Source organism: Rhodococcus sp. 06-1460-1B, from assembly GCF_002258475.1.
GTDB lineage: Bacteria > Actinomycetota > Actinomycetes > Mycobacteriales > Mycobacteriaceae > Rhodococcoides > Rhodococcoides fascians.
This window is the reverse complement of record NZ_NOYS01000033.1, coordinates 35,045-60,175: the sequence shown is the minus strand read 5'-3', so window position 1 is coordinate 60,175 and position 25,131 is coordinate 35,045. Positions and strand designations below refer to the sequence as shown.

Below are 25,131 nucleotides of genomic sequence, written 5' to 3'. Positions count from 1 at the left end.
CGTCTCGAGGTTTGATTAGAGGTCCAAAACAATCCGAACGTCAGGTCGAGGGTGTTCGACGGGCGGCCTCCGACCCCAATACGACGGACCTCACGACCGGCGACCCGGTGGTGTCAGAGCGGCAGCGATGTCTCTGTCAGTCCGACCCCGCCGGTACCTCGCAGTTTGCGGAACCATTCGAGACCGAACGCTGTGGTCAGTTGTTCGATCGGCATTGCGAGAAACGGCCCGAAATCGCCGACCTGCGTTTCGTGCGCTTCCATCGCGGCCCGCTTGGCCGCGATGACGCTCGACACGTCCACGACAGTGGTGATTTCGGTTTCCGGCAGTCCGAACGACTCCATGTCCGGTGGTGACGCCTCTTCGCTCCAGTGGGGATTGGCTTCCATCAACCTGCGCATGTGGTCACGGTTGGTGGTCGTCTCGTACACGTACGGCGTCTCGGCGATCTCGGCGGCGCGCTTGCCGACGACGTGCACCTGAATGTGGTCGGGGTGGCCGTATCCACCGTTCGGGTCGTAGATGGTGACGACGTCGGCCTGCTCCTCGCGCAACACGTCGGCCAATCGCTTAGCCGCAATGTCGACGTCGACGTTGCAGAACGCCTCCGGGTTGCCGTTCTCCGGCGTGCCGGCCATTCCGGAATCGGCATAGTGCAGGCGAACGACGCGCGCGACGCCCAGGACGGCAGCCGAACGGTCCAATTCGATGTGTCGGCGCTCGGCCAACGTCTCTCCGTCGGCGAGGATGCCGTCGGGATATTCGCCGACGGCACCGTCGGTGGCCGTCACGAGTACGACGCGGTGGCCGGCGTCGGCCGCGAGCCGCATGACGCCGCCCGTGCCGAACACTTCGTCGTCGGGATGCGCGTGGAAGCAGACCAGAACACTCATGGCGTGAATGCTTGCACGTCGAAGTGGGTGCGGCCCAGTCGGCGGGCCAATACGATCTATGGGTGACCACACGGCGGTCGGCCTCGATACGTTCGTATTGGCGGCATTCGCGAGCGGATCGGTACTGCCGCGCACTACATCCGGTGGGGATCTTCTTCGCTCTGGTGTTCTTCGCGCTGTCGATGACTCCGTCTCTGCTACCTCGTGTGTGGTACCTGCAGGCGGTGGCCACGGGGATCAGCGTCGCGATCGGGTACGGCGTGGGGTGCCTCGTTGCCTGGGTGGTCCGGCGCTGCGGAGTGTCACCGAACTGGTCGGAGCAGTGGCGTCGACGTGGTTGGTGGGCGTTGGCCGCGGCTGCGGCGGTGGTGATTCCGCTCTTCCTGATCCTCGGTTCGTGGTGGCAGCAGATCGTGCGCAAGCTGGTCGGCGTGGAGGATCCTGGCCGGCCGCTCTACGTCGCGGTGCTGGTGCTCTCGTTGGTGGTAGCGGTGGCGGTGCTTGCTCTCGGCCGCCTGCTGCGCAGAGCGACTCGGGCACTGACGCGATGGGGCAAGCAGTACGTGCCGAGGCCGGTGGCGCGGATCGCCAGCGTGATCGTCGTTGCCCTGCTGGTGGTGTTCGCCGTCAACGGTGCACTGATTCGGGGAATTGTGGCCGTCGCGGAAAAGTCGGCCTCGACCGCCGATCGCGGCAACCACGATGGGGTGGAAAAGCCTGATGTAGCAGAACTTTCGGGGTCCGATGCGTCGAACGAGGACTGGGAGTCGCTGGGTCAGGAGGGTCGACGGTTCGTCGTCTCGGGAGCATCGCCCGACGAGATCGGCGAGTTCACCGGAAGGCCTGCAGTGCAACCGATCCGCGTGTACGCCGGTGTCGAGTCGGCCGAAACGGTCGAGGGTGTGGCAGAGCGGGTGGTGGCCGAACTCGAACGCACGGATGCGTTTTCTCGGGCCGTGCTTGGTGTCGCGACCACCACCGGACGCGGATGGGTCAACGAATCCGTGGCTCGTCCACTGGAATACCTGTTCGACGGCAATTCGGCGATTGCGTCGATGCAGTACTCGTTCCTGCCGAGCCCGATGGCATTTCTGGCCGATCGGCAGACCCCGCAGGATGCCGGACGAGCCCTGTTCGAGGCGATCTACGCGGTGTGGAGCGAACTCCCGGAAGATTCACGACCCAAATTGGTGTTGTTCGGCGAGAGCCTCGGCGCCTACGGCGGGCAGGATGCATTCAGCGGTGCGCAGGACATGATCGCGCGCATCGACGGTGCTCTGTGGGTCGGCAACCCCAATTTCACGCCTCAGTGGGCGCGTATCACGAGCGGACGTGACGCCGGTTCCCGCGAGATCCTGCCTGTCATCGACGGCGGCGAACACGTCCGTTTCGCCGGGTCTTCCGGGGATCTCGACATCGGTGGTCCGTGGGAAGAGCCGCGAATCGTATACTGGCAGCACGCATCCGACCCGATCGTGTGGTGGTCACCCGATCTGATCCTCGGTAGGCCCGACTGGCTGCGGGAACCGCGCGGCACCGACGTCGATCCGGGCGTGCAGTGGTTCCCGTTCGTGACGTTCTGGCAATTGACCTTCGACCAGGTGTTCTCCACCGACGTCGACGACGGGCACGGCCACAGCTACGGAGCCGACGCAGTGCGCATGTGGGCCGACATTCTCGAACCGCCGGGATGGTCCGACGCCGACGTCGAGCGGCTGTACCTCGAAATGGCGGGTTGACATCGGTGCCGGAGAACGACGAGGTCGGCCAGGTGTTGGAGCTGGAGCGGCAGTTGCAGCGGGCCGAAACCCGGCGTGACAGAGGCAGACTCGTGGCGCTGCTCGCGGACGATTTCGTCGAGATCGGAGCGTCGGGGGTGGTGTGGACCAAGCAATCGACACTCGAGCTGTTGGGCGGAGAAAGTGCGGACGACGGCATCATCGAGGTCCACGACTTCTCCGGACGGATACTGGGCGCGGGTGTCGTTCTGGTGCAGTGGACGTCACGACGGTCGGAACGTCGAGCCCGTCGATCGTCGATCTGGCGACGCGCCCCCGATGGATGGGAACTGGTGCATCACCAAGGCACACCTGTGGTCGACGGTCCGCCGGATCGGACGGGGTAGCCGAACCCGGGGACGCAACGTGGATTTCTGCGTCCCCGGGTTGCAGGGTCAGGCAGTCACGACGACGAATTCATTGGGCGTGACATCGAGTTGCTTGCTCTCGGTGACGTTTCCGGTGGTGAGGTCGACGGCGTGGATGCTGTTGCCGGCCGGTTCGGTGACGTAGGCGGTGTCACCCGCGATGGAGATGCCGGGGTGGGCGTCCTGGTATTTCGCGGGACCTTCCCAGGCGTCGATGACGGGGTACGAGGCGGTGAATGTCTTTGTCGTCGGATCGAATACGTGGACTGCGCCGTCCGATCCGATGATGTAGGCCAGGTCGCCGGGGCCTCGGGCGACTCCGCGCCAGGTGTATTCGGCACCGTCGGGGAGCTTCACGACGTCGAGGGTCTTGGCCGCGGGGTCGATGACGGTGACCGCGTGTAGGAGTGAGCCCTCTGCGTCCGGGTCGTCCTTGTAGTCTCCGACGATGAGGGGGCTGGTCTCGCTCACGTACGCGTTGCCCGTCCGCCCGTAGGGCTGGTCCGGGGCGTCGAGCTTGGTTATCTGGCCCTTGTCGTAGATCAGAGCGCCGTTCTCGCAACCGAAGACGACGATCTCGCCTTTCGCTGTTCCCTCTCCGTGGACGCCGGGGCACTGATCGTTTTTGGCGACGACCGCGCCCGATGCGTCACGAACCTCGATGCCGGTGCGGCCGTTCGAGTTCCCGACCGTGGTGAGAAACGTGCCGTCTTCGAGGACGATCGAGACGCCGTGGTGCGCGTCGACACCGGGGATGCTCTCGGTCTCCGGGAGCCCGTCTGCGGATTCGAGTGCTGCGGTGTCGAAGATCGTGGTGTCGCTGGTGCCGTCGGCGTACAGGATGGTCTTGCCGCCGTGTCGTACGACGTGACCGGGCTTTTCGGCTTCGAAGACGGTGTCGGTCAGTTGCGGTTGCTCGGTCGTCCCGGCCGCGGTGTCGAGCACACGGAAGCCCTCGCTCGTGGTGACCATGACGTTGCGGTCGTCGCCGGCGAGGTTGAGGCGCGTGTACTCCTCGGAGTCGAAATCAGCGACGGTCTCGAACGTGTCGGCGTCGAGCACCCGAAGGCCGCCTTCGTAGGACACTGCGACCCGTGGCCCGGCCGCAATCGATGTGGATTCGGCCGCGGGTGTGGTGCCGGAGGAGCAGGCCGCCAGGGTCGCTACCGCACCGAGGGCGAGCGCGGTGACGCTCACCCTTCGTAAATGGTTGACACGCATGATTGTTCCTTTTCTGTGTGACGAATCGGTCAGCTGGTGAGTCCATCGGAGATGCGCTCGGTGTTGACGCGCATCATGGTGAGGTAGTCGGGGGCACCGCCGTCGGGTGCGGTGAGGGATTCGGTGAACAGTTCGATCACAGCGACGCGAATGTCGGCCTCGCTCGCCAAGGCCTGGACGAGACGATCCGGAGAAGACGATTCCGCGAATATCGCGGGAACACCGGTCTTTTCGATGGCTCCGACGAGTTCGGCCAGATCGGAAGCGGACGGTGCCGCCAGGGTGGTGCCGCCGGGAATGGCTGCCCCGATCACCGTGAAATCGAAACGGTCTGCGAGATAACCGAATACATGGTGATTGGTGACGAGTGCGCGGCGCTGCTCCGGGATCGCAGCGAAGGTGGCGCTCATGTCGTCGTCGAGCCCCTTCAACTGCAGCAGGTAACCTGCTGTGCGGTCGGCTATCTCGGCAGAATCGACACCGTCCAGCCCGGCGAGCGCCGGCTCGAGGGCATCGACGACGGCTGTCATGCGCGCGGGATCGGTCCAGAAGTGCGAATCGGGACTGCCTGCGGCGTCCCCTTCCGTGTACTCGAGGACGTCGATGGCGTCGCCCGCGACGAAGGTGAGCACGTTCTCCGCCGCTGCCTCGTCGAGATGTTGCTGTAGACCTTCTTCGAGGCCGAGACCATTGGAGACGATCAGGTCTGCCGTGCGTAGGCGGGCCCCTTCCTGCGCCGAGATCTCGAAGGAATGCGGGTCGGCGTTCGGCTTCATCAGCGTCACCACGTCTGCCTCGTCGCCGACGAGCTGCTGCACGACGTCGCCGAGGATGTTCGTGGACACGATCACCACCGGGCGGTCGTCACCGTCGGCGGAGCAGCCGCTCAGGCACAGTCCGATTGCTGCGGCCACCGCCACTGCCGATGAGAAGCGGCTGACGCGTCCGCTCGTCATCGTCCGGTCTCCGCGGTGAAGGCCGGTTCGGTGGCGGTGTCGAAGGTCCGCGCTATGCGGGCACCGTCGGCGTAGTCGATCTCGTACAGCCGTCGTTCGGTCGGGGCGCTGAGATAGGCGCGCTGATCGTCGGCGACGAGAGTCGGGGACGCGCCGGCCTCGAGTGATTCGGCCACCAGCGGTTCGGTTTCGGCCAGAATTGCACCGTTGTTGCCGTCGAGTATCAGGACTCGGCCATCCTCGGTGAGGGCCAGCACGTGCTCGTCCGCATCGTCCACGGCGGTGACGTGCACCAGGGGTGCCGGTGCCGGGAGTAGGGACCACGACCGTTCGCGGGTATCCAGCATCCAAATGCCCTCTGCACCGGCAGAACCTGCGACCGTGGGGCGGCCCTCGCGGTTGTCGAACGACGTCGCTGCCGCGGCGGTAGCGCCGGCCGGGTAGGGGATTCTCTCGACCGCCAATTCGTCACCGGTGGCCGAGGCGAGCAGTGCGCCGTCTGCGCACCCGATCACGGCACCGACCCTGGTGGTGATCGTGCCGCGGGCCTGCGGGCACGGCTCGACCGGCCCGGTGCGTTCGCCGTCGGCGGTGTACCCGACGACCGAGGTCGACGGACCGGATCCCTCGGTCACGAGCGCGAAAGTGCCGACGGGAACGACCATTCCGGCACCGGGCGTGGTGACCTTTCGGAATCGTTCCACGACTGTGCCTTTCGACAGGGCCTCGGTGTCGAGCAGCACAGCCTCGCCGGAGTCGGCAAAGAACAGTCCGGTACTTCCCGAAGTCGAAAGGTTGGACGTGGCAACGGTTGCCGTACCTGAGCCGCCGACCGTGCCGAGCAGTCGAGGCTCGCTGCGGTAGTAGTGAAAATGGTCGACGTGGTCCCAGGTCCAGACCCCGCTGTCGACGATCTCGACGCCCGCGTCGGTCTGCACGAACAGGTAGCGGCCGTCGGTGTGCAGAGCCTGCGGGGCTCCGATCGTCCCGAGATCGGTGACGGTGTCGTCGAGCAGATCGCGATGGGACACCCGCCCCGTCGGGTCCACGGACGTGAGCCCGAGCCGCGGTTCGGCGAGTTCGGCGGCACCGGCTATTGCCCCGTGGCCTTCGCCTGCGGGTTCGTCCGTGCGTGGCACGTTCGTCTCCGAGGAACAGGCCGTCGATGCGAGAACGAGGGCACCGACGGCGATTGTGGTGGTCAGGATGCGGGGGCGCACGTGTTCCTTTCGGGTGAAGTGGGGCGAGGACGGATGGCGGTGACGGCACTGCGTATCGCGTACGACAGGCCGGACACTGCGATCGCGGTCGCCGCCACGGAGGCACCGGCGGCGGTGGCCGCGTGCCAGGAGATCAGTAGGCCGCCGAACACGGACAACACGCCGAGGACGGCCGCCACCAGCATTCGAGTGGGAATGCGGGTGGTCCACTGCCCGGCGGCGACGGCAGGGGCGAGCAACAGTCCGACGACCAGCAGCGAGCCGACGGCTTGGTACGACGCGACGACTGCCAGCGTCACGAGTGCGACGAGAACTGCTTGAGCCGAGCGCGGCCCGAGTCCGAGCACCGAGGCAATTCGGGGGTCCAGCGCAACGGCGACCAGCGGTCGATGAAACAGCGCCGCGACGGCGACTCCGAGTGCGGCCGCTCCGGCCAGGAGATAGAGGTCCGTGTGCGAGATGGCAAGAATGTCGCCGAACAGTATGGACGTGGCGTCGGTGGCGAAGCTCCCCGAGTGGGAGATGACGATGACGCCGAGCGCCAACATGGACACGAACAACATCCCGATGCTCGTGTCGTAGGACAGTGTTCCGCGGCGTTGCAGCGCGGTGATCCCGAGGCTCATGGCGACCGCGCTCAGTGCGCCGCCGATCATCACCGGAACTCCGAAAACGGTCGCGAGAGCGACACCGGGCAGCATTCCGTGTGCGAGCGCCTCACCCAGAAATGCCATGCCGCGGATCACCACCCACGTTCCGACCACCCCGCACAGCACGGCGACCAGGGCTCCGCCGAACAGGGCGCGTTGTACGAAACCGAGGGCGAACGGCTCGAACAGCGCGTCGATTGTCTGAAATGGCACATTCGGGAGCCTAATGAGATTGATAACGATATTCAAAATCGTATAGTGGCAATATGAACACCTCAGCTGTCAGCGCGTCGTCCGAGTTCGCTCGCCTCCGGGGCGTCCGCGTCGAGTTCTCCGGCCACACGGCACTCGCAGGCGTCGATCTGGACCTGTTACCCGGTCGGCTCATGGCCATCGCAGGGCCGAACGGTGCCGGCAAGTCCACGTTGCTCGAGGTGGTCGCCGGCACCCGGCCACTGACGGGCGGGACCCGAAGCGCAACTCGCGCAATTGCATTCGTTCCGCAGCGCGCTGCTGTGCCGGATAGGTTGCCGTTGACCGTATGGGACGTCGTGGCAGTGGGTGCGTGGGGACGCCTCGGCCGGTGGCGTCCGATGAACACCGAGGCTCGGGCATCGGTGCGCGACGCCCTCGAGCGCCTCGACATCGCGGAACTGACCGGCATGCCGTTCGCCGACCTGTCCGGAGGGCAGCGTCAGCGCACCCTACTGGCTCAGGGTGTGGCCCGCCGGGCCGATCTCCTGTTGCTCGACGAACCCACGACAGGTCTCGACGCCGCCAGTGGACAACGGATTCGAGCCGTCATGCGTGAGGAGACGATGCGTGGAGTTGCCGTTGCGTGTGTGTCTCACGATCCCGAGGTGTTGGCCGCGGCCGACGAAGTGGTGCGACTCGAGGACGGTCGAATCGTCTTCTGACGGATACGCGCGTCGGGTGCTCTCACCGCGCCGCCAACTCGGCTCGCAATCCTGCGCGGTCCAGTTTTCCCGGACCCCGCGTCGGCAGTGCGTCGACGAGGAACAGCTCCCGCGGTGCAGCGGTGGCATCGAGCGACTGCTCGACGTGAGAGCGCAACTCCGCCAACGTCACCGGCGCAGAGGCAACCACTGCTACCACCACCTTCTGGCCGAGGCGCTCATCCGGCAATCCGACGACAGCGCACTCGCGGACAGCGGGATGCGTTGCCAGCGCGGCTTCGACCACCTGTGGTACGACGGTCAAGCCGCCCGTCGAGATGGCCTCGTCGAGTCGACCGGTGATGCTCAGCACCCCGTCGATCATCGTGCCTGCGTCGTCCGTGCGGAACCATCCCGGCTCGGCGAATGCCGGATGGTCCGGTAATCCGCGATAGCCCGAGGCCAGAGTCCGCCCGCCCAGAACCACTCGTCCGTCGTCGATCCGAACGACGGTGCTGTGCAACGGAACTCCGTCGTACACACAGCCGCCCGCGGTTTCGCTCATGCCGTAGGTGCGTACCAATCGAACACCCGCGGCAAGGGCTCTCTCGCGCAACGGAATCGGCGTGGCAGCGCCGCCGAGCAACACGGCGTCCAGCGATGCCAGTGCAGCAGTGGCCTCGGGGTTCTCGAGTGCTTTGACCAACTGGCCGGGCACCAGGGAGGTGTAGCGCAGCGGACCCGACATCCGTCCCACGGCCTCGACCAAGGCGGCCGGGTCGAAGCCGGCAGAGACGTCCATGATCACCGGCGACGTGCCGGCGAGCACGCTGCGCAGCAACACCTGCATCCCGGCGATGTGGTGTGCGGGCAGAGCCAGCAGCCACGAGCCGGGGCCGCCGAGGCGCTCCTCGGTTGCCGTCGCCGACGCGACCAGTGCGGACGCAGACAGCATGGCACCCTTGGGAATTCCCGTCGTCCCCGATGTCGCGACGACCAATGCGACGTCGTCGTCGATGGGGGTTCCGGGGGCCAACGCGTCGTGCAGGCGACGGATCTCGCGTGGATCGTCGGCGGGGACGGGGAGGACGGCGGGGCCGTCGCCGGCCAGCAGACGGCTCAGCCGCGGCAGGATGTCTGCCGCGGCCGAGCCTGCTGGAATGGGAACGCTCTCGAGCACACTGGCGAGATTAGTCCTTGCGCCGGATCGTGAACGGGTCGGCCAGAGGCCAACCCCCGGCGGCGAGGTTCGCGCGCACCCGATTGACGTCCTCTTCTCGGGGCAGCTCGTTGGTGACCTTGGTGATGGTGACGGAAATTCCGGCCTTGTCGGCAGGTAGCTGGCCGTCGGCGATGAGGGCATCCATCACCGACTGCACTTCGTCGTCGGACAGTCGCCGATTCAGAAGGGCAAGGAGGGGAACGTAATCCGCTTCGGGTACCCCGTCGGGATACCCGCCGCGGAGCCACTCGACGATCGAGTGGAGAAACGACGGGACCGCCATGGTCTTACAGGGCAGCCGGATCCGCGAGCGGCCAGCCACCGGCGGCCAGTCGTGCCGAGACACGGGAGATGTCCTCGGCCGTCGGCTCGGCGTCGATCTGGTCGCGGATGTACGTCGCGATCTCCTCGGTCGAAATGGCACCGTCGTCGAGTGCACCGTTGGCGGGAGAGACGAGTTCGAGAACGATCTCCTGCACCTGAGCGTCGGTGAGTGCGGCGCGGCGCAGAAGGGCGACGAGCGGGAATCGGTCCTTGGGCGGAACGCCCTCGGGGTATCCGGCTCGGAGCCATTCGAGCACCGAGGCCGGGAATGCGGTCTTGGTGGAGTCGGTCATGAGAGCTGTACCCCTTCTCGGGTGTGTCAGAAGACGGAGATGCCGAATGTGCTGTCGAGGAAGTTCTTCATGATGAAGAGAATTCCGGCCACGATCGCGACGACGACCACTGCGAAACAGAGGACGGCCGCGGCGGTGGCGACTGCGGGTCGGGCCACGCGTGTGGTGCCCGAGGCAGTGGCCTCGTCCGAGGGCTCACCGACCGAGAGTGCCTTGAGTCCGAAAGCGAAGATCGCGGGCAGTCCGGCACCGAGCAGCAGGCCGACGAGAACAACCTGCCAGAGCGAATCGAGTGTGTGCTTCAGGGTTTCCATGTTGTTCAGACCTTCGCGGGGGAGTCGGTTTCGGCGGCGGCAGGAACGAGTCCGCCGTCCCATTCGGCGTTCACGTTGTCCGGATCGACGGGTTCGCGGCGCGAGCGGATGTACATGACGGTGGCCAGTCCGACGAGAATGGCGAAGACCACGAGGATGCCGGGCAGACCGCCGATCGTGTGGGCGAGCAGCCAGCATGCAGCGCCGACCACGCCGGCGAGCGGCAAGGTGATGACCCAGGCGACGGCCATGCGTCCTGCGACGTTCCAGCGCACGGCGGCACCGGGCTTTCCGAGTCCCGATCCGAGGATCGAGCCGGTCGCGACCTGCGTGGTCGAGAGCGGGAGGCCGAGGTGGCTCGACGTCAGAATGATTGCCGCAGACGAGGACTCGGCTGCCATGCCCTGCGGGGATGCGATCTCGACGAGGCCCTTACCGAGGGTGCGGATGACGCGCCAGCCGCCGAGGTAGGTGCCCAACGCGATGGCGAGGGCGCACGTGACCTTGACCCACAGGGGCATCTCGGCGTCCGGCGAGACGGTCCCGTACGCGACGAGCGCCAGGAAGATCACGCCCATCGTCTTCTGGGCGTCGTTGGTGCCGTGGGCGAGCGAGACGAGTGAGGCCGAACCGATCTGGCCCCAACGGAATCCGCGCTCCTTGGACTTCTCGGGAACTGCGTTGGTGATGCGGTAGATGATCCAGGTGCCGACGGTGGCGACGAGGCCGGCGACGATGGGGGCCAGCACGGCGGGCAACACGATCTTGCTCCACACCCCGTCCCACACGACGCCGCTGGTTCCCAGGCCCGCCATCGTGGCACCGATGAGGCCGCCGAACAGTGCGTGCGAGCTGCTCGACGGGATGCCGAGCAGCCAGGTGGCGAGGTTCCACAGAATGCCGCCGACGAGGCCGGCGAAGATGATGGTCAGCAGGGCCTGGCCGCCGGTGTCGCCGAGATTGACGATCCCCTTCGCGACGGTGGCTGCGACCTCTACGGACAGGAAGGCGCCGACCAGGTTGAGGACGGCAGACAGGGTGACCGCGACCTTGGGCTTCAATGCCCCCGTTGCGATCGACGTCGCCATGGCGTTGGCGGTGTCGTGGAAACCGTTGGTGAAGTCGAAGGCCAGGGCCGTCACGACCACCACGAGAAGTACGAGAAATTCAGCGCTCACGGTGGAAAGTGTGGGACACGAACGGTCATTGGAGGAAATTTCTTGCGAAGTGTTCTTCTCGGGTGCCGCGAAGTCGTCTCCAGTTCACCTCCAGTTCACCTTTTTGCCTTATATGTCCACTTCGTCTGTGGCGTAGCGCACGGCGGTGGTCTCCTCCGGTCGAAGCATTGTGGAACAGTGGACGACGTGAAGGGATCGGGTATGGATGATGCGGTGTCGGCCGCCCTGTCGTACTTCGATTCCGTCGATCCGGCTCTTGCCGCCGACGCCCGGCTCGGGTGGGACGGACTGGCCGCGGTGTCGCCGCCTGCGGGGCCGACACAGCATTCCGTACAGACATTTCTGTGGATCTATCTGCGCCACGCGGCCGAGGGCCCCGATCGGGCCGTCGACATCGCCCGAGCGCTCGGGGATCTGCTCGAGCGGCTGGGACGCGTCGCGTATGCGGAGATCGCACGCAGCGGCGTGACGGACGAGCTCGTACGTGCCACCGACGATGCGATCTGGCTGCAGCAGTATCGCGCCGCCACCGAGCAATCCGGTATCGGAGCAGTCGACACCGAGTTGGTGACGTGGCAGGACGGTCCGACCGGGGTCGAGCGGGCCATCGTCGAAAAGATCGGTGAGACACTCGAAGTGGCGACCATTGCCGGTGAGTTCGAGCCGTCGAAGCCCGGCGGCAGGCCGCTGGGAGTCACCGCACGGGCGACGCGTCGTCGCGGCGTGACCGACGCGGTGCTGACCTCGGAGCAGGGCAAGAACGGCACCGACGACGTTCTGCTCGAACAACTTCTCGACCACCGCATCGAACTGTGGAGCAGTTACAGCGCTCCACGCGCCGAGCTCTACCTGGGCTTGCGCGAGGCGCTGCACGAGGCGGTCGAGCCGGTGTACGGGTGCGTGCGCAGACTCGAGAGCTTCATCGGCTGCATCGGCGACGGCGTGGCGCTGACCGATGCCGGGTATCTGCCGGACGATCTGGTGGCGCGGATCGCTCGCACCGTCTTTCCGGTAGCCGAGCGTCCGCAGTTCGTCGGACGCGAACTCGATACCGACAAGGTCCTCGCTCTCCGGCGTCTGGTGATGCGACTTCGGTTGATGCGGCGCTCCGCAGGCAGGCTGGTTCCGACGACGCGCACCCGGCAGCTGAGCTCGGACGGATTGTGGCGCGTGCTCACCGGGGGAATCGTCGGCAGCGACTACCACCCCGACTCGATCGCTGCGGAGGTTCTCCTGGCCCGGATGATCCTGGGCAACGACATCGCCGACGCTCAGGCGACTGCCGACGATTCGGCGCGACTGTTGCGTGCGGAGGGATGGACCCATGCGGGGGAGGAGCCGGAGTCGGAGCACGCCGAGACTCTGGCGGACACGTTGATCGCAGAACTCGACGCTCTCGGAGCGTTCCGCTCGGCCGACAACCGCGTCGCAACCGACGAAGGCGCACGGGTGGCCGCGGCTGTGTTGCGTCATCGGCTCCTGCACACACGCTTCCCGGCATTGTGACGAGCTCGAGATGGGGTTTGCCTGCGGTCTGCCGTTCGTGCACGGTTAAACTCGGTTCCACGCGGGTCGAGAGCGTGCCCGGATGTCGGCTGCGAGGAGATGCTGGTGGACGGTGAGGTGCACGACACCGCACGCTCCCAGTCTCGGCGGCAGAGCGACTCGGCTCGCCGCTACCTCGATCTGGAAGCAACCACACCCGCGTTGCGCTCCACCGTCGAATTCGCGGCACGCAGTGTCGGATTCGCCATCGCCCAGCTGAACGTGTTGGACGAGGACACCCAGTACACACTGGTCAACATCGGCGGTCCGCCGATGTCCACCGTGGTGCGGGCCGACACCCTGTGCGACGACGTGGTGCGCACGGGAGTGCCTGCGGTCGTCGCCCACGGCCGGGTCGATGCGACCACCCGGCAACGCGCGCTGCTCGACGAGAACGGCATCGAGTCCTATGCCTCGGTTCCGCTTCGCGGACGAGAAGGTCTGGTGATCGGCACTCTGTGCTTGCTCGACCGCACTTCGAGGCCCCTCTCCAACGACCAGATGCAGGAGCTCGAACAGTTCGCGTCCGTCCTCGAGGAGCAGCTCGATCTGCATCGGCGGGTCGGCTCGGGATCCACCCGACTCGGCAGCGACAACGACATCGCCGACTCCCTCGCCGACGGTCACATCGTGCCGTGGTTCCAGTCGATCGTGGACCTACGGACAGAGGAGATCGTCGGCTTCGAGGCATTGGCGCGTTGGCACCATCCCACTCGGGGTCTGGTGGTGCCCGCGGACTTCGTGCCGTTCGCCGAGGCGAGTGAACTGATCATCGACGTGGATCTGAGCGTGCTCGCGCAGGCGGCCGCGGAGATGAAGAAGTGGCACGTACACCGACCGGACCTGCGGCTGACCGTCAACATTTCCGGACGTCATCTGGCGCATCCGGACGGCGTCGGCCAACTCGAACGTGCGATCGCGTCGACCGAGGTGTCGCCGAAATCCATTTCGCTCGAACTCACCGAGACCTCGTCGGTGACGCCAGGGCCGTTGCTGCGCAAGCACATCGACGACGTGCACCGGCTGGGTTTCCGCGTCCTGCTCGACGACTTCGGCTCCGGCTGGTCGTCTCTCGAACGTTTGGTGACGTTGCAACCGGACGGCATCAAGATCGACGGACATCTGACACGGTTCATCGACACCGTGGCCGGTCGGGCGATGATCAAGTCGTTGGCCTCGGTCGCCAACGATCTGGAGCTGACGATGATCGTCGAGGGGATCGAAAGTCGAGCTCAGGCCGACGCCGCTCTCGATCTCGGATGCACTCTGGCGCAGGGATATCTGTGGTCGAGGCCGCAATCGGCGTCGGCGGTACTGCGAACCGTCTCGGGTGGCTAGCGAGTATCCCGGCGTAGTGGGTGGTCCTGCGGAATCTGCACCAGCACGATGGGGATTCCATCGGGATCCTCGATCCACATCTCGATGAGTCCCCAGGGTTCGGTGGTCGCCGCCCGCACGATCGCAATGCCGGCCTGCTCCAATTCCGCTGTGGCAGAATCGATGTCGCGCACCTGCAGCCACAGTGCCCCGGAGAACGATCCCGACTCCTCGGCGCCGCCGTGCGCTGCGATCTCGATCAACCCTTGGCCTGCGAACAGCACCGTGCCGCCGGGATATTCACGGCACACCGCAAGGGACAGGCCGTCTCGATAGAACTCGAGGGTCTTCCGGTAGTCGACCGGGCGCAGGATGGTACGTGCAGCGAGGATGTCCACCTCGCATGGATATCACGCAACCGACCATCACTGCCGCAGGATGGTCACAGCGGGAGTGGAGCCTGCGGAACGACCCGGATCAGTGGCGTCGATCAGTGGCATCACAGCACCGTCGTGACAATCCGGTTTCCGCCGGCTGCTTTGGCCTCGTACATCATCGAGTCCGCCACCCGCATCGCCCGCGTCACGAGGTCGAGGTTCTGCTCCCACAGGGGTGAACTCGCGTGCAGGATGGCTGCCCCCACGCTGACCGTCACGGCGACGCCGTCGTCGGGATCGCGCATGGCTCGTCGAACACCGTGGATCAACGCATCGATGTGCAGGCGCGACGTCGAGACCACGGCGAGGTATTCCTCGCCGCCGGTGCGCGCGATCACGCCGTATCTCCCCATGTGTGCGCCCAGACGCTCGGCGACGCGAACGATGACGGCGTCTCCCTCCTCGTGCCCGTAGTCGTCGTTGACGGCTTTGAATCGGTCGATGTCCACGACCACGACGGCCGAGCAGCGATCCTCCTCGCGGCCGAGCAACCAGACGTCGTGGATCACCGATTCGAGCCCGCGCCGATTCAGCAACCCGGTGAGCGGGTCGAGCAACGAACTACGGGCGTCGTCGGTCAATACGGTGACCAACAGATGCGAGGTGAGCGGCACCCCGGCGATCGCGAGCAACACCACGTCGGTCCGGAAGATCAGTGACGCGACGTCCACATCGCCGGTGCGGTACGTCGCCGCCGCGGCAGCGACGGTGCACGCCACCGAGAAGACCAGGTGAGCCACCAGCCACCGTGGGCTGACGAAGAACGTGCAGAACGTGCCGATGACGGCGAACAGCGCGCACGTCAAGATCGCATCGGCGATCGGGTTGACGAGGATCGACGACGCGGTGCCCAGATCGGCGAACACCGCGAATGCGACCACCCCGAGACGGCCCGGGAACGGCTTGGCGATCCACGCGGCCGCGACCGCCACCGCCATGACGACCAGGAATGCCTTCCAGCCGATCGCCGCGGCGTTCCGCGTGGCACCGTCGGAGAAGAGGGCCACCACCGCCAGAGCGCCGTAGTTCAGCGTCAGGATCGCCATCACCCATCGGATGAGCTTTCCGGTGGGCCGCGAGTTCTGGAAGTCCGCCATCCAGCGGTAGTCGTACGGCTGCGTGAACCAGGCCCACAGAGCACCCACGGCAGTACCGCGATCGCGGTGATGCGAGTTCGGGGTCACGAAGCGTCAGAAATATCGAGGAAACGGCGACCAGTCGGGCTCGCGCTTCTCCAGGAACGCATCGCGTCCCTCGACGGCCTCGTCGGTCATGTACGCCAGCCGGGTGGCTTCACCGGCGAACAACTGCTGGCCGACGAGACCGTCGTCCTGCAGGTTGAACGCGTACTTGAGCATCCGCTGCGCCTGCGGCGACTTGGCGTTGATCTTCGCGGCCCACTCGATGGCGGTGTTCTCGAGTTCGGCGTGATCGACCACCTTGTTCACCGCGCCCATGCGGTGCATTTCCTCGGCCGAGTACGTCTCGCCGAGGAAGAAGATTTCACGGGCGAACTTCTGGCCGACCATCTTGGCCAGGTACGCACTGCCGTAACCACCGTCGAAGCTGCCCACGTCGGCGTCGGTCTGCTTGAAGCGAGCGTGCTCGCGGCTTGCGAGCGTCAGATCGCACACCACGTGCAAGCTGTGACCGCCACCCGCTGCCCACCCGTTGACGAGACAGATGACGACCTTGGGCATGAAGCGGATCAGCCGCTGCACCTCGAGAATGTGCAGTCGGCCCGCGCGAGCCTTGTCGACCGTCTCGGCCGTTTCACCGTCCGCATACTGGTAGCCACTTCGTCCGCGAATGCGCTGATCGCCGCCGGAACAGAACGCCCAGCCGCCGTCCTTGCTGCTCGGCCCGTTTCCGGTGAGCAGCACCGTTCCCACGTCCGAACTCACGCGTGCGTGTTCGAGCGCGCGGTAGAGCTCGTCGACGGTGTGCGGCCGAAAAGCGTTGCGAATCTCGGGACGATCGAACGCCACCCGCACGGTCGCGTCGGACACGTGGCGGTGATAGGTGATGTCGGTCAGATCTTCGAAGCCGGGAACGGGACGCCACAGTGCGGGAGTGAAGGTCACGTGGGCCAGCTTAACGGTGGCGAGGGCTGAATCCGCTGCGGCCGGGCGGTGCAGCTAGCGTGCAGGTCATGACCGATCCGATGCAGCTCGACCGCAGTTCCGACCCCGATTACGACCACCACGGCGGCTTCCCGCGTTTCGTTCCGGCGAAGGTGGGGCCGGAATACGGACAGTTGCTCGAGGCACTGCGCACGGTCCAGGATCTCGCGGTGTCCACGTCGTTGCCCGCAGACGTCACCGAGGCAGCCGCGAGCAAGACTCGAGAATTGATCGAGTTGTTGGAGCCGCACGTGGTCGCCGAAGGCAAGCAGACCGCGGGGCGGGTACCTGCTCTGCCGGGCCGTGGTTCGCTGCTGCTGCCGCCGTGGATCATCGAGAAATTCGCAGCCGACGGCGTCCGCAGCCGTGGCATGTTCCGTCGCTTCCACCTCGGTGGCAACGCCGCCGCGCACGGCGGCACCCTTCCGCTGCTGTTCGACGACCTCTTCGGCCTGATCCAGCATGCATACGGTCGGCCCATCAGCCGGACCGCATATCTGCACATCAACTACCGCAAGGTGACCCCACTGAACACCGAGTTGGTCGTCGAGGGTGCCGTGGACAAGGTGGAGGGTCGTAAGACGTTCATCAGCGCGAGGCTGACGGATCTGGACGGCAACCTGCTCGCCGACTGCGAGGCACTGATGGTGCAGTTGCTCCCGGGGCAGCAATGATTCCCCCGATCGACGATCTGCTCGACGGTGCGCACGTGCTCTCGATGCCGATGCGGACGAAGTTCCGTGGGATCACCACCCGTGAGGTGATGTTGATTCGTGGTCCCGGTGGGTGGGGTGAATTCTCTCCGTTCCCCGAGTACGACGACGTCGAGTCCGCCCCGTGGTTGGCGTCGGCGATCGAGGCCGCGTGGGATGGCCCGCCGAATGCGGTGCGTCGACGCATCGCGGTCAACGCGACCGTGCCCGCGGTCGACGCCTCCGATGTGGCGGGCGTGCTGAGCCGCTCACCCGGGGCCGAAACGGCGAAGGTGAAAGTGGCCGAGAAGGGGCAGAGCCTGGCCGACGACGTGGCTCGCGTTCGTGCGGTGCGCGAGCTGGTGCCGCGGGTGCGGATCGACGCCAACGGGGGCTGGACCGTCGACGAGGCAATCACTGCGTTGGCTGCTCTCACTGCGGACGGGCCACTCGAATACGCGGAGCAGCCGTGCGCCACGGTTGCCGAGCTCGTCGAGCTGCGCCGCCGGGCTCCGGGAGTTCGGGTGGCCGCGGACGAGAGCATCCGTCGGGCCGAGGATCCGATGAAGGTCGTGCGGGCCGGCGGCGCGGACATCGCGGTACTCAAGGTCGCTCCGCTCGGCGGCATGCGCGCACTGCTCGAACTGGCCGGCGAACTGGGGGAGTACGGCGTGCCGGTGGTCGTGTCGAGTGCACTCGATTCGGCTGTGGGCATCGCCTCCGGGCTCGCCGCTGCCGCCGCGCTGCCGCATCTCGAATTCGCCTGCGGACTGGGGACGGGCAGCCTGTTCGTTCGCGACGTCGCACCGGCACCCGAGGTGGTCGACGGAACGTATCCGGTCCAGAGCGTCGAGCCGGATCCGCACGCGTTGATCGAACTCGGTGCCGACGCCGAGCGCACCCGGTGGTGGATCGAGCGAGTGCGGCGCTGCCACGCACTGCTGCGGTAGTGTTGCGCCCGGTCCGCGTGGGGCCGCCGACACATCTGGGAGGAAGTTCGAAGTGGTTGCTGCACTGAAGGATTCGCTGCTCGACGAGTCGAAGGCCGACGCTCTGCGCGTCGACGTGCTGGCATTGATCGACGCCGAGGTAGCCGACAAGAAGGGCGCGAGTGGCCTCGCGGTCAAGGGGGGCTACGGCGCAGTGAAGAAGGTCGGCCCGTCCTACATCGACAATGCGGTCTCGGCACTGTGGCCCGATTTCGTCGACAAGCTCGACCCGTTCTGGCAGTCGTACAACGCTGCCCCGCAGGGCACGTTCGGTGAGTACCTTGCCGCCAACGGAGATGCCGCGTCCGACGCTCTGCTCTCGGTCACCGATGCGCGCATCGAGGAGACGGACAAGTCCGTCGTCAAGAAGTTCTACGGCAGCCTGCGTGGCTCGGCGAAGAAGAACGTCACCGAGGCATTGCCGCGCGTCGGCGATCTGGTGGCCAAGCACGCCTGAGCGGCTTCGCCGCATGTGAGTGGAAATTCGTAGCAGGCTACGAGGTGGGAGTGGAGCCCGCGGAACGACCCGAGGGCTCCACACTCACATGCGCGTAGCGCTCAAACGCTCCCAATCGGCCTCGGTCTGGTCGGCGTAGAGCCGCGCGAAGCGGCACAGTGCAACGTCGAGTTCATCGGAATCGCCCGTGTATCCCGAGATCATCGACGCGCCGCTGGTGCGAGCGTGTCCCTTCGCCAGTAGTCGACCCACCACCCGCGCGTAGTCCACCAGCGCGGGTGCATCGATCGACGAGAGGTCGATCGTCCCCTTCATGTTGCGGAACTGCCGCACGTAGTACTGCCGTCCGGCGATGGTGCACCACCCCAGCAGTGGATCGCTGACCGTCTGCAGATCCTGCTGGTACTCCACCACGCGTTGTCCCTGATGGTCGTGCCAGGCCGATTCGCCGTGCACATATGGCGCGAGCACCGACCGTCTGGCCTGCTTGAGCTGCAGGAACACGACGTCGTCCGCGCTGGTGCCTTCGAGCAGTGCCACGTACGCCCGGAGCCCGACACTGCCGACTCCGACGACGCGATGCGCGACGTCGATCAACGTGTATCCCCCCAGCACCCGACGCCAATGCGGGGTGAGAGTGCCCAGGTATTGGTCCAGTCCGACGGCCAGCAACTCCTCGTCCTCGGCCGAGATTCGGGTGGTGATCGGCGGCTCCTCGACGATCCTGCGAGTGCCCTCGTGTTCCTCGGTGAATCGCGGCAGGACGCGGTCACTCGTGCGTCGACGCGCTTTCTTGGTGGCGCGTTTGATCTCCTTGCGCAACGATCCCGCGGTGGCGTCCCGTTGCAGTTTCTCGGCCGTCAGCCGTTGGAACGACCGCGACATCAGCGGTTCGTCGGCGAGGCGCGCGACCTCGATTCGATACGCGGACACGCAGGCGGCGACGGCATCGCGGCACCGATCCTCGCTGCGTCCGTTCTGTCGGCCGGCCACCCAGATGCTCGCGGCGAGGCGTCGTAGATCCCATTCCCAGGCACCCGGGTGTGCTTCGTCGAAGTCGTTGAGGTCGATGACGAGGTCGCGTTCGGGGGAGGCGTAGAACCCGAAGTTTCCGAGGTGGGCGTCGCCGCTGATCACCGGGTTGATGCCGGTGGACGGCAGCATCGCGACGTCGCGGGCCATGACGATGGCCGTCCCGCGCAGGAAGCCGTACGGGGATTCGACCATGCGCTCGAGGCGCGTGGGGATGAGCCATTCGATCCGGCCCTGGTGTGAGTACTCGATCTGCTGCACCGGGTCCGGGCGATCCGGTGGCGGTGTCCAGTCGCCCAGCGATGCGATCGGGACCTTGTCGCGCAGGCGTCGACCCAGCTCGTATCGTTCGGCTCGGGGGAGTGGCCGCGCACGCAACGATGCGTACGGCGCGCTGTCGACTGCTGCCGAGTCGGTGACGACGGTATGACCTTTTCCGGAGCCGGGCATGTGAAGTCACACTAATCGAGGGCTACGGGGCGGCTTTACCGAACTTCCAGTATCCGGTGAAGCAGATCCGAGACTTGGGTACGGAACGCTCGTTCACCAGGTATCTACGCAGGCCCGTCGCCAGCCCCTGTTCCCCTGCTACGTAGACGAACGGATCGCCGTCCGGAAGCTCGGCTTTCTGCACCGCGGCCAACGCGGCCTCGCCCGGCTTGGCCAGCAGGTTGGGGCGCACGATCCATTCGATCTCGACGCCTGCGTGCACGTCCTGCTTCTGGATGTCGGCCTCGGTGGGCACTTCGACGAAGGCCTTGACCCGAACGTCGTCCGGCAACGACCGCAGAATGCCGAGAATCGCCGGGGCAGCACTCTCGTCGCCGACGAGCAACTGCCAGCTCGATTGTCCCTCGAACGTGTAGATGCGCCCTTCGTCGAAGATCGCGACGCGATCGCCTGGGACCGCCCTGGTAGCCCACGACGACGCCGGGCCACTGTGACCACCGGTTCCGCCGCCACCATCTACTTCGCCGTGCACCACGAAGTCCACATCCAGCTCCGGGCCGTCGCCGTACGTGCCCTCTCCCTCAGCGCGGTATCGGCTGACCGTGTAGTTGCGGACCGCCGGCTTGGTGTCTTTGGAGAACGTCAGATACTGGGCGTACCAGAGCATCGAGGTGGCGCTGGGGATGCGCGGCTCGTCCTGGCCCGGCTGCGGCAGGAACAGGCGAAACCAGTGGTCGTAGCCCATGTAGCGGAAGTTCGACAACGAATCGCCGCCGAGGGTCACCCGGATGAAGCTGGGGCTGATTCGGTCGCTCCCGAGCACGGTCAGGCGGTAGAACGCGGGGTTCTCCGGTTTGAGGTACTTACCCATGCAGCACAGGTTAGCCGACCCTAAGCTGCGATGGGGTTCCCTCGATTTCTCACTCGGGCCGACCGCGCCGGTAGCGCTGGACCACCTTGGCTCCGACGGGTACTGCGAACAACATCATGAACACGCGGATCACCTGGGCGGCCACGACGAAGGTGACGTTCGCCCCGGTCGACGCGGCGATGGCCAGCACCGCGTACACCCCGCCGGGAGTGGTCGCGAGGTAGCCCTCGTAGCCGCTCGTCCCCGTCGCGGACGCCAGCCACAGGCCGAGCATCGCGCAGCAGACGGTGACGGCGATGATCAACATCAGCGATGCGGGCAAGACCCGCGAGATCGACTTCAAGCTGGCGACGGTGAACCGCAGTCCGGCCTGCCAGCCGATGACGATGTACGCCGCCCACAGCAACAGCGTCGGGACGGACGCGTCGAACGAGACGCCGAGCACGTCGGCGAGCGTGGCGATCATCAGCGGGCCGAGCAGGGCGGGGGCAGGCAGCCGAATCGCCTTGGCCAGCATTACCCCGATGACGCCGCAGACCACGACGAACGCAAGATCGATCCACAGCGCCTCGTGCACGTCGGCGGTGACCGACGATTGTCCGGGTTGGGCGTCGAACACCAGGGTTGCGACCAGCGGCAGCGTCGTGGTCACCAGCACGACACGCAGGTATTGCACCACCGCGACCACGCGTTCGTCGCCGCCCAACTCCTGGGTGATCGCCACCAGTCCCGAGGCTCCGCCCGCGACCAGCGCCAACGAACCGGTCAGTGAATCGATGTCTTTACGAAGCCCCAACAGTGCGCCGGCCGCGATCGACAGCAACAGGGTGCCGATGCATGCCAGCAGTACCGGCAGCCAGGTATCGCCCAGCGAGCTCAGAGTGTCGCTCTGCACGAGCGTGCCGATCTCGACGCCGAGGATTGCCTGCGCCGCCATGCCGAGTCTGCGGGGGAGCGGCGCTCGCTCGGTTCCGGTCGTCGGAGCCCATCCGGCGAGCGCGAACACGATCGCCACCAGAAGTGCAACGAACAACGCAGCCGACGGCACACCGAGCGCATCGGCCCCGACGGTCAGTGCGACCGTGACGAGAACCAGCAGCAGCCAGCGAATCAAGAAGGTCGCTCGATCTCGCGAACCTCGGGCGGCAGTCCCCACTCGGTACGGCCGAGTCGACTGAGCGGTGCGATGGTCTCGAACTCGGGCAGGCCGTCCTCGGCGAGAAATTCCGGTCGAACGGACACTGCGACGACGCTGCCCATGACGACGAAGCAGTTTCCCACCTCGACGACGCGGTGCAGCGTGGCTTCGATGGCGATCGGGGCGGCAGCTACCCGCGGCGGCGTGACGATCGCACTGGGTTCGCTCTCGATGCCGACGGCCTCGAACTCGCTGACGCCGTGCTCGAAGCTCGCCGAGCTGCCGTTGACCTGATCGACCAACGGTGCCGTGGCCAGATTGACGACGAACTCGCCGGTGGCCTCGATGTTGCGCAGACTGTCCTTGCGGGTCACGGACGTGAACTGGACGACCGGCGGTTCCACGGACGAGACGGTGAAGAAGCTGTAGGGCGCGAGGTTCGCCACACCGTCGGCCGAGACCGTGGAGATCCAGGCGATGGGCCTGGGGACCACCGACGCGGTCAGTAGCTGGTAGAAGCGGCGGGAGGAGACCTCGTCGGGCCGGAAGACTGTACGCACGTCTCAATACTGTCAAAGCCCGGTTGCGGCGGCCGACCGGAGCATCTGACACTCTGGAAACTGTGAATCCGTCCACCGCTCAGGCCACTGCAGTCGTCGACGAACTGGCGCGCAGCGGGATCGAAGACGTCGTGCTCTGTCCCGGCTCGCGCAACGCCCCGTTGGCCTTCGCTCTGCAGGAAGCAGACGCGGCCGGACGGCTACGACTGCACATGCGGATCGACGAGCGGACCGCCGGATTCCTGGCCATCGGACTGAGCCTGGGCAGCGGCCAACCTGTCCCGGTGGTGATGACGTCGGGAACAGCGGTGGCGAACCTCGGGCCCGCGGTGCTCGAAGCGAACTACGCCCGGATCCCGCTGATCGTCATCAGTGCCAACCGGCCGTACGAGATGCTCGGCACCGGTGCCAACCAGACCATCGAGCAGTTGGGTCTGTTCGGTTCGCAGGTCCGCGCGACGATCAGCCTCGGGCTCGCCGAGGAAGGACCCAAGCAGAACAGTCAGTGGCGCAGCGCGGTCTCGCGGGTCATCGCTGCTGCGCGAGGTGCGCGCTCGGGCAACGCCGGGCCGGTGCACTTCGACATTCCACTGCGTGAACCGTTGGTTCCCGCCCTCGGCGATCCTGGGGCTCGGCCCGAAGGACGTCCCGACGGGATGCCGTGGACCTCGACCACCCAGGCGACCCTCGACGTCCCGGTCGAACTCGATCTGTCGGTCGACACCGTCGTCGTGTCCGGGCACGGCGGAGCCGTTCGCCCGGAGTTGGCCGGGCTGCCGACCGTTGCCGAGCCGACCGCGCCACTGCACGGAATTGCGTTGCATCCCTTGGCTCTTGCGCAGTTGAAGCCGCGTCAAGCCGTCATCACCGGCCGCCCGACCCTGCACCGGCAGGTGTCGGCGCTGCTCGCGGATCCGGCGGTGGACGTCATCGCGCTCACCACCGGCCCACGCTGGCCCGACGTCTCGGGCAACGTACTGGCCACCGGTACGCGTGCCGTGACCACCGGCGCACCCGATCCCGCGTGGATCGCGCGCTGCGCTGCCGTATCGGAACGCGCTGAAAAGGCTGTGCACCAACAACTTCGAGAGCACCCCAAGCCGGCGGGTCTGCATGTGGCCGACGCGGTGATGTCGGCATTGCAGCCCGGAGATCAGCTGGTGCTCGGAGCCTCCAACCCCGTGCGCGACGCGGCCCTGGTCTCGACTCCGATCCCGGGCGTGAAGGTTCTGTCCAATCGTGGCGTGGCCGGCATCGACGGCACCGTCTCGACGGCCATCGGTGCGGCGATGGCCGGAAAGCGCCGCACGGTGGCGCTTCTCGGTGATCTGACGTTCCTGCACGACGCGGCCGGTCTGCTCATCGGCACCGGCGAGCCGAGTCCGGACGACCTGACGATCGTCGTCGCCAACGACGACGGCGGCGGCATCTTCGAGCTTCTCGAACAGGGCGACCCGCAGTACGCGGGTGTGTTCGAGCGGGTGTTCGGAACACCGCACGGCATGGACCTGGGAGCGTTGTGCGGGGCCTACCGCGTGGAGCACCACCTGGTCGACTTGGCCGATCTGGCAACCGAACTCACCGGCCACGCCGACGGAATCAGGGTGCTGGAAGTGACCACGGAACGGTCCGGGCTACGCGACCTACACGCAGCGATCCGGGCCCGTCTCTAATTCTGTTGCGCAGCAACCCATTCGAGTGTTTCGCCGGTTTCCTGATCGATCATGTCCTTGATCATCTTGTTGATCAGGTCTTCGATCTTGCCGCCGACGAGCGGAATCTTGACGGTCGACTCACCCTTGACGATCAGTTTCGCTCCGGTGCCGTCTGGGCGAAGGGAGAGGGTGCCGTTCACTTTCGCGGGGAGACCCGTGGTGCCGCCGACCAGCGTGCCCTCGGCGTGGTCGCCTTCGAGCGGACCCCAGTGGTCGGTACGCGAGACGATCAGCTTGCCCTTGATGACTTTCGTGACGAACCCGGGCAGTTCGGACGTGCCGACTTCCTCGGTGATGTCCACGGTCAAGCCGCCGTCGTCGTGCTTGGTCATCTCGTACCCGTCCGTCTTCTTCGCCTTGGCGAAGCGAGCGGCCCACTGGTCTTCACTGGTGAGTGCGGCATGCACGTCAGCGGGCGGATTGGACGATTCGACGGTGAACTCGAAGCTGCGCGACATGAGCACAGAGGCTACCGGAGCGGAGGCGAACCGG

The 25,131-nt window shown here is 66.2% G+C and carries 27 protein-coding genes; 9 read left to right on the top strand and 18 right to left on the bottom strand.

Annotated elements, in window-relative coordinates:
* Positions 1-113: 113 nt before the first annotated feature.
* Positions 114-893, bottom strand: a complete 780-nt coding sequence (locus CH268_RS18510) for a PIG-L family deacetylase (RefSeq protein ID WP_094665495.1) — start codon at positions 891-893, stop codon at positions 114-116.
* 62 nt (positions 894-955) lie between these two features.
* Here CH268_RS18510 and CH268_RS18505 point away from each other — a divergent pair, with 62 nt between their 5' ends.
* Positions 956-2,632, top strand: coding sequence for an alpha/beta hydrolase (locus CH268_RS18505; protein ID WP_255182443.1), 1,677 nt, complete (start codon positions 956-958; stop codon positions 2,630-2,632).
* Between the two features lie 5 nt (positions 2,633-2,637).
* The gene (locus CH268_RS18500) at positions 2,638-3,018 is read left to right on the top strand and encodes a nuclear transport factor 2 family protein (protein WP_255182442.1); all 381 of its coding nucleotides are present in this window, start codon (positions 2,638-2,640) and stop codon (positions 3,016-3,018) included.
* A gap of 48 nt (positions 3,019-3,066) precedes the next feature.
* On the opposite strand, the gene aztD is transcribed toward CH268_RS18500, so the two are convergent.
* Genes aztD through aztB form a run of 4 tightly spaced genes read right to left on the bottom strand, consistent with a single transcriptional unit; the run spans position 3,067 to position 7,299 of the window.
* Positions 3,067-4,260, bottom strand: a complete 1,194-nt coding sequence (aztD, locus tag CH268_RS18495) for a zinc metallochaperone AztD (RefSeq protein ID WP_176457985.1) — start codon at positions 4,258-4,260, stop codon at positions 3,067-3,069.
* A 29-nt stretch (positions 4,261-4,289) separates the two neighbouring features.
* Positions 4,290-5,216 (bottom strand): zinc ABC transporter substrate-binding protein AztC, encoded by a 927-nt coding sequence (aztC, locus tag CH268_RS18490; protein ID WP_094665484.1) that lies wholly within the window; start codon positions 5,214-5,216, stop codon positions 4,290-4,292.
* Complete coding sequence (locus CH268_RS18485; RefSeq protein WP_094665482.1) at positions 5,213-6,436, bottom strand: ABC transporter; 1,224 nt, start codon at positions 6,434-6,436, stop codon at positions 5,213-5,215. Before CH268_RS18485 ends, aztC begins: the two co-directional genes overlap by 4 nt.
* The gene (gene aztB, locus CH268_RS18480) at positions 6,418-7,299 is read right to left on the bottom strand and encodes a zinc ABC transporter permease AztB (RefSeq protein WP_217900925.1); all 882 of its coding nucleotides are present in this window, start codon (positions 7,297-7,299) and stop codon (positions 6,418-6,420) included. Before aztB ends, CH268_RS18485 begins: the two co-directional genes overlap by 19 nt.
* A gap of 53 nt (positions 7,300-7,352) precedes the next feature.
* Between aztB and aztA the strand changes: the two genes are divergently transcribed.
* Positions 7,353-8,003: a zinc ABC transporter ATP-binding protein AztA gene (gene aztA, locus CH268_RS18475; RefSeq protein WP_037219540.1), complete on the top strand. Its 651-nt coding sequence runs from the start codon at positions 7,353-7,355 to the stop codon at positions 8,001-8,003.
* Positions 8,004-8,025: 22 nt separating this feature from the next.
* Here the strand turns inward: aztA and menE are convergent, their stop codons facing one another.
* The 5 genes from menE to CH268_RS18450 are packed head-to-tail and all read right to left on the bottom strand — an operon-like array spanning position 8,026 to position 11,313.
* Entirely contained in the window at positions 8,026-9,162 is a 1,137-nt protein-coding gene (gene menE, locus CH268_RS18470) for an o-succinylbenzoate--CoA ligase (RefSeq protein WP_032369751.1), read from the bottom strand.
* A 10-nt stretch (positions 9,163-9,172) separates the two neighbouring features.
* Positions 9,173-9,487: a DUF3349 domain-containing protein gene (locus CH268_RS18465; protein WP_027498307.1), complete on the bottom strand. Its 315-nt coding sequence runs from the start codon at positions 9,485-9,487 to the stop codon at positions 9,173-9,175.
* Positions 9,488-9,491: 4 nt separating this feature from the next.
* Entirely contained in the window at positions 9,492-9,821 is a 330-nt protein-coding gene (locus CH268_RS18460; protein WP_032369750.1) for a DUF3349 domain-containing protein, read from the bottom strand.
* 26 nt (positions 9,822-9,847) lie between these two features.
* Positions 9,848-10,135 (bottom strand): hypothetical protein, encoded by a 288-nt coding sequence (locus CH268_RS18455; protein WP_027498305.1) that lies wholly within the window; start codon positions 10,133-10,135, stop codon positions 9,848-9,850.
* 5 nt (positions 10,136-10,140) lie between these two features.
* A complete protein-coding gene (locus CH268_RS18450; protein ID WP_027498304.1) occupies positions 10,141-11,313 on the bottom strand; it encodes an inorganic phosphate transporter in 1,173 nt (390 codons plus the stop codon).
* 177 nt (positions 11,314-11,490) lie between these two features.
* Between CH268_RS18450 and CH268_RS18445 the strand changes: the two genes are divergently transcribed.
* Both CH268_RS18445 and CH268_RS18440 read left to right on the top strand, forming a co-directional pair.
* Positions 11,491-12,819, top strand: a complete 1,329-nt coding sequence (locus tag CH268_RS18445; protein WP_255182441.1) for a hypothetical protein — start codon at positions 11,491-11,493, stop codon at positions 12,817-12,819.
* A 105-nt stretch (positions 12,820-12,924) separates the two neighbouring features.
* On the top strand, positions 12,925-14,196 hold the full coding sequence (locus CH268_RS18440) for a sensor domain-containing phosphodiesterase (protein ID WP_238325117.1): 1,272 nt from the start codon (positions 12,925-12,927) through the stop codon (positions 14,194-14,196).
* Here CH268_RS18440 and CH268_RS18435 read toward each other — a convergent pair.
* The 3 genes from CH268_RS18435 to CH268_RS18425 form a co-directional block, all read right to left on the bottom strand.
* Entirely contained in the window at positions 14,193-14,573 is a 381-nt protein-coding gene (locus CH268_RS18435; protein WP_094665480.1) for a VOC family protein, read from the bottom strand. The genes CH268_RS18440 and CH268_RS18435 overlap by 4 nt on opposite strands.
* A gap of 101 nt (positions 14,574-14,674) precedes the next feature.
* Positions 14,675-15,796 (bottom strand): GGDEF domain-containing protein, encoded by a 1,122-nt coding sequence (locus CH268_RS18430; protein WP_255182440.1) that lies wholly within the window; start codon positions 15,794-15,796, stop codon positions 14,675-14,677.
* A gap of 6 nt (positions 15,797-15,802) precedes the next feature.
* Positions 15,803-16,696, bottom strand: a complete 894-nt coding sequence (locus CH268_RS18425; protein ID WP_027498299.1) for a 1,4-dihydroxy-2-naphthoyl-CoA synthase — start codon at positions 16,694-16,696, stop codon at positions 15,803-15,805.
* Between the two features lie 68 nt (positions 16,697-16,764).
* Here CH268_RS18425 and CH268_RS18420 point away from each other — a divergent pair, with 68 nt between their 5' ends.
* From CH268_RS18420 to CH268_RS18410, 3 genes are read left to right on the top strand one after another with little or no spacing between them, the layout of a single operon-like run.
* On the top strand, positions 16,765-17,409 hold the full coding sequence (locus CH268_RS18420; RefSeq protein WP_027498298.1) for a PaaI family thioesterase: 645 nt from the start codon (positions 16,765-16,767) through the stop codon (positions 17,407-17,409).
* On the top strand, positions 17,406-18,377 hold the full coding sequence (locus CH268_RS18415) for an o-succinylbenzoate synthase (protein ID WP_094665478.1): 972 nt from the start codon (positions 17,406-17,408) through the stop codon (positions 18,375-18,377). Before CH268_RS18420 ends, CH268_RS18415 begins: the two co-directional genes overlap by 4 nt.
* Before the next feature lie 52 nt (positions 18,378-18,429).
* Positions 18,430-18,873 carry a DUF6918 family protein gene (locus tag CH268_RS18410; protein WP_027498296.1) on the top strand — a complete coding sequence of 148 codons (444 nt, stop codon included), beginning with the start codon at positions 18,430-18,432 and terminating at the stop codon, positions 18,871-18,873.
* Positions 18,874-18,957: 84 nt separating this feature from the next.
* On the opposite strand, the gene CH268_RS18405 is transcribed toward CH268_RS18410, so the two are convergent.
* The 4 genes from CH268_RS18405 to CH268_RS18390 are packed head-to-tail and all read right to left on the bottom strand — an operon-like array spanning position 18,958 to position 22,924.
* On the bottom strand, positions 18,958-20,355 hold the full coding sequence (locus CH268_RS18405; RefSeq protein WP_176457984.1) for a DUF2252 domain-containing protein: 1,398 nt from the start codon (positions 20,353-20,355) through the stop codon (positions 18,958-18,960).
* A 22-nt stretch (positions 20,356-20,377) separates the two neighbouring features.
* Complete coding sequence (locus CH268_RS18400; RefSeq protein WP_094665476.1) at positions 20,378-21,226, bottom strand: siderophore-interacting protein; 849 nt, start codon at positions 21,224-21,226, stop codon at positions 20,378-20,380.
* 49 nt (positions 21,227-21,275) lie between these two features.
* On the bottom strand, positions 21,276-22,340 hold the full coding sequence (locus tag CH268_RS18395) for an AbrB family transcriptional regulator (RefSeq protein ID WP_094665685.1): 1,065 nt from the start codon (positions 22,338-22,340) through the stop codon (positions 21,276-21,278).
* Entirely contained in the window at positions 22,337-22,924 is a 588-nt protein-coding gene (locus CH268_RS18390; RefSeq protein WP_032365245.1) for a flavin reductase family protein, read from the bottom strand. Before CH268_RS18390 ends, CH268_RS18395 begins: the two co-directional genes overlap by 4 nt.
* A 62-nt stretch (positions 22,925-22,986) precedes the next feature.
* Here CH268_RS18390 and menD point away from each other — a divergent pair, with 62 nt between their 5' ends.
* On the top strand, positions 22,987-24,597 hold the full coding sequence (menD, locus tag CH268_RS18385) for a 2-succinyl-5-enolpyruvyl-6-hydroxy-3-cyclohexene-1-carboxylic-acid synthase (RefSeq protein WP_094665474.1): 1,611 nt from the start codon (positions 22,987-22,989) through the stop codon (positions 24,595-24,597).
* Here menD and CH268_RS18380 read toward each other — a convergent pair.
* Positions 24,594-25,097 carry a DUF2505 domain-containing protein gene (locus CH268_RS18380; protein WP_094665472.1) on the bottom strand — a complete coding sequence of 168 codons (504 nt, stop codon included), beginning with the start codon at positions 25,095-25,097 and terminating at the stop codon, positions 24,594-24,596. The genes menD and CH268_RS18380 overlap by 4 nt on opposite strands.
* Positions 25,098-25,131 lie beyond the last annotated feature (34 nt).